The organism is Rhizobacter sp. P3_B12, from assembly GCF_056402895.1.
In genome coordinates this window covers 1-935 of sequence record NZ_JBFUGN010001529.1, presented here as the reverse complement: position 1 = coordinate 935, position 935 = coordinate 1, and the positions used below count along the sequence as shown (strand labels likewise).

General features: G+C 64.8%; 2 protein-coding genes. Both read left to right on the top strand.

What is annotated here, in order from left to right; translation table 11 throughout:
- Positions 1-225 precede the first annotated feature (225 nt).
- Positions 226-699, top strand: coding sequence for a MerR family transcriptional regulator (locus AC1D01_RS36650; RefSeq protein ID WP_477874712.1), 474 nt, complete (start codon positions 226-228; stop codon positions 697-699).
- Between the two features lie 10 nt (positions 700-709).
- Positions 710-935, top strand: a 226-nt coding sequence (locus AC1D01_RS36645) for an RES domain-containing protein (RefSeq protein ID WP_477874710.1), incomplete at its 3' end; no start/stop codon positions are given.

Sequence of the window (935 nt, the reverse complement as noted above, 5' to 3'; positions counted from 1 at the left end):
CATCACCACCGTGCGGCTGAAAGCCAACCCGTTCGGCGAGGAGGCGGCCGAGCGCAGGTTCTTCGACGAACTGCAGCCGTCGCTGGAGCAGGGCTATGGCGGCACGTTCGATCAGCTGGCGGCGCATCTGGGTTGAATGAACAGGCCTGAGACGACGAACGGAACCGCATAATCCAACTTTACGAATTGACCATCCTTTCCGGATGGCGCCGTCAGAGGTGGGTCATGAAGAATCCTGTGTCGTCCGCCAACGCGGCATCCTCTTCGGGAACGAGACGCCGGCAGACGCCTGCCAGGGCCGGCGACTACGCGCCCGTCAGCGAAACCCGGGCGCTGCTTGCGGGTTCATTGGTGGCACGCCAGCAGCGGCTGGCAGCCTCCGACATGCTCTCCACCGACGAGGCAGCGCAGCTCGTGGGTGCCACCCGCGTCACGGTCAATGCGTGGATCGCGAAGGGGCGTGCCATCGGCCTGACGCAGGTCAAGCGGGGCTACCGGATGCCACGCTGGCAGTTCGAGCCGTTGGTGTGGGATGCGCTGCCACAGATCTCGTCGGCGCTGGGGGTGTCGGAGGGATGGGCGTTGTTGTCGTTCCTCGAATCGCCTCATGGTGCACTGGGCGGCCTGACCCCGCGCCAGGCCATCGAGCAAGGTCTTGCCGAGCAGGTGACAGCGATTGCTCGACAGGAAGGCCACTGAGAGCAGGCCGATGAAGCTTCACGATCTTCAGTACGCACCGACGACCTCGTTGGCCGTCTCCCAGACGGTGTACAGGGTCCAGCGCAGCAGAGCTCATCCCGATTCAGTTCGTGTTGGCGCATTGAGGCTTGCGCCGGCCGCCGACACGTCGAGTCGTTTCGCCATTGGCACCGAGCCCGTGGCCTACTTTGCCGAGAGTCCGGAGACGGCCCTCTACGAGTCGCTGGTTCGCAGGG